Below are 2,645 nucleotides of genomic sequence, written 5' to 3'. Positions count from 1 at the left end.
GTTCCAGCTGGCGGCGCGATACGCAGACATGCTGGGCCACTTCATCGGTAGTCAGCGGCTCTTCCAGATTGGCCTCCATCAGCATTACCGCTTGCACCAGCTTGGGCTGGCTGCCACCGATCTGATTCTGCAGCGGTATGCGCTGCCTGTCGTCGCGGCCGCGAATGCGGTCGAACAACAACTGCTCGGCCACCGCTGCGGTGATATCGGCACCCAGCTGGCGCGCCGCCAGATGCAGGAATAGATCGACCACCGCCGCACCACCGCCACAGCTGGCAAGGTCATGGTCGATTTCAAACAGGCAGGCGCTGGCAATGGTTTGCGGATATTGCTCGGAGAAGGCATCAAGCAGCCGCCAGTGCACGGTTGCGCGCATTCCGGCCAGCAAACCGGCGGCCGCCAGCCAGAAGGCGCCGGCATTCACACCGGCGAGCAGAACCCGCTGCTGCGCCAGGCGCTTGAGCGTATCGAGCAATGGACTGCTGCCGACAAGCTCTCGCGGCGACTCACTGGCCAGCAGCAATAGCAGCGACAAATCGGCCTGCTCGACCACGGCGCCGTCCACTGCCCATTGCCGGCCACTGCGGCCGGCCACAGGCTGCCCATCGACCGACAACAGGCAGATGCGGTAGCAGTCCGCTTCGCTGAGTTGATTCAACAGCGCCATGCAGTCGATCAACAGCCCCAGCTCGCCCTCGGCGAAACCGGGCAGCAGCAACAGGCCCACGGTCTGGGTGGGCGGATGATCGGCAAGGGCAAACATGGCTACTCGGGGCGTTTAGCGTTATCGCAGCGCTGCGGCAAAGCCGATGATTGTACGCGCGCTTGGCGCCATGCAGAAAAAGGCCGACTCAAGCGCTGAGCAGATAGCCGGTACGAAACGCCACCGCGCCGGCAATTCGGCACAGATCCATGCCTTGCAAGGCATAGCGGCGGTTTTCCCGCGCATATAGCCGGCCACTGACGCTGGCCTTGACCGCGCTTACCGTGTCGCTGAGCGGATCGATCACCTCCAGCACGGTCTGCCCCGCTTCGATCCAGTCACCGGGTTGATGGCGAAATACCATCACCCCGGCATGGGGCGCACGCAGGGTTTCCGACCCGGCCAGCGGCGTGGGCGTGCAGCGGGCCGGCGGCAGCGCTGGCATATCACCTTGCACTACGCCGCGCGCCTGCAGATAGGCGAACAGCTGGCCGGCATCGTGCTGCGCCTGAGCGCCATCGACATCGGCCTGGCCACGCAACTCCACCGTGGCGCTGAAGCAGGCCTGCGGAATCGGAAAGCGGCCGGCAAAGCGCTCGGCCAATTGCCACCACACGCCACTGAGCGCCTCGTCGAACGAGGCACCACCGGAGCCCTTGGCATACAGCACCGCTTCGGCGCCCAACAGGCGGTACAGCGGTTCGGCCTGATCCAGGCAGGGGGTTTCGCAATACACATGCATCACCGCCTCGAAGTCGCAATGCAGATCCAGCACCACATCGGCATCGAGCGCCAGGCCGGTAAGCAATTGGCGCAGCGAACCCAGCTCGGTAAGCGGGCGCTGCGCCGCCAGGGCGGCCTGCATGGCGGAGCGGATGATGCGCTTGTTGGTTTCGCCATCATTGCCCAAGCGCCCTTCCAGCTGGTCGCCCAACCACTCTGCAAACTCAGGATAGCGCCGGTTGAAATTCTCGCCGCAGGACATCTCGAAGCGGCCCAGCTGTAGCTGCAGCAGGTTTTGCGACAGGCCGATCGGGTTGGCCACCGGCACTACCACCACCTCGCCGCGCAACAGGCCCGCCTGCTCGGCCTGCGCCAGGCGCTGCTTCAGATAGTGCAAAACCAGCATGCCCGGCAATTCGTCGGCATGCAGGCTGGCCTGCAGATAAACTTTTTCGCCGCGACCGCGCGGGCCGTAGTGAAAGCTGAGCAGCTCGCGCTGGGTGCCCAGGCTGGGGCTGATCAAGGGATGTCGTTGAATATGCATGGAATCAGACTCGGCGTAACAATGGGGCAGACCGGGCGCGCCCGCTCTGCCAGCCAAGCAAGCATAACCAGCCAATTTCTCCCCTGCCAGCGAAATGCCGACGGCTATAACAAACTGTCGCTTACCCCAATCCCTGTAGCGCGACGCGCGGCGCTACAATTCGGGCCGCGCCATGCCTGCAAAGCGGCGCTTGCATATACAATCGCGCCACCGAACGCCGAAGCAGGCCCGGATAGCAAACAAGTCGCTGCCGGCCGCTTCAGGATGCACAGCCCCACAGAACAGTTGACAGCCGCCGTTGCGGTTGTCGCGCAGAAGGCTGATCGAACAGCCTCTGCATTCTTTCCCAAGCAGGAGACATGTAAGCCATGCAAACCATCCACGCCAGCCTCGTTGGCGACATCGTGCGTCGTATCGACAAACGCGAGGCCAGCCCGGTCAATCTGAGCAAGCTGATCGAGACCTACTACGCCGACACCGATGCCCATGACCTGTCGGGCCGCGACGCGCAGGACTGGCTGGGAGCCGCCCTCGCCCACCTGAAGCTGGCGCAGACGCGCAAGGCCGGCGAGCCCTCGGTGCGGGTGTACAACCCGAGTTTTGATGACCATCGCTGGCAGACCAGCCACACCGTGATCGAGCTGGTCAACGATGACAAGCCCTTCCTGGTCGACA

The 2,645-nt window shown here is 63.9% G+C and carries 3 protein-coding genes; 1 reads left to right on the top strand and 2 read right to left on the bottom strand.

The window, feature by feature from the left end:
• Together ACE3OH_RS21445 and ACE3OH_RS21440 are read right to left on the bottom strand one after the other, a co-directional pair.
• On the bottom strand, positions 1 to 763 hold a 763-nt coding region (locus ACE3OH_RS21445), incomplete at its 3' end, for a GlxA family transcriptional regulator (RefSeq protein WP_374358060.1).
• A gap of 88 nt (positions 764 to 851) precedes the next feature.
• Positions 852 to 1,970: a M14 family metallopeptidase gene (locus ACE3OH_RS21440; protein ID WP_374358057.1), complete on the bottom strand. Its 1,119-nt coding sequence runs from the start codon at positions 1,968 to 1,970 to the stop codon at positions 852 to 854.
• Between the two features lie 368 nt (positions 1,971 to 2,338).
• On the opposite strand from ACE3OH_RS21440, the gene ACE3OH_RS21435 reads away from it, so the two are divergent.
• The coding region (locus tag ACE3OH_RS21435; RefSeq protein ID WP_374358055.1) for a hypothetical protein at positions 2,339 to 2,645 on the top strand (307 nt) is incomplete at its 3' end.

The sequence above is a fragment of the Chitinimonas sp. genome, from assembly GCF_041904975.1.
Lineage (GTDB): Bacteria > Pseudomonadota > Gammaproteobacteria > Burkholderiales > Chitinimonadaceae > Chitinimonas.
This window is presented reverse-complemented; position numbering and strand designations above follow the sequence as displayed.

Excerpts from the sequence above, each read along its gene's own strand:
- ACE3OH_RS21440 (WP_374358057.1), bottom strand. The coding sequence starts at position 1,970 with ATGCATATTCAACGACATCCCTTGATCAGCCCCAGCCTGGGCACCCAG.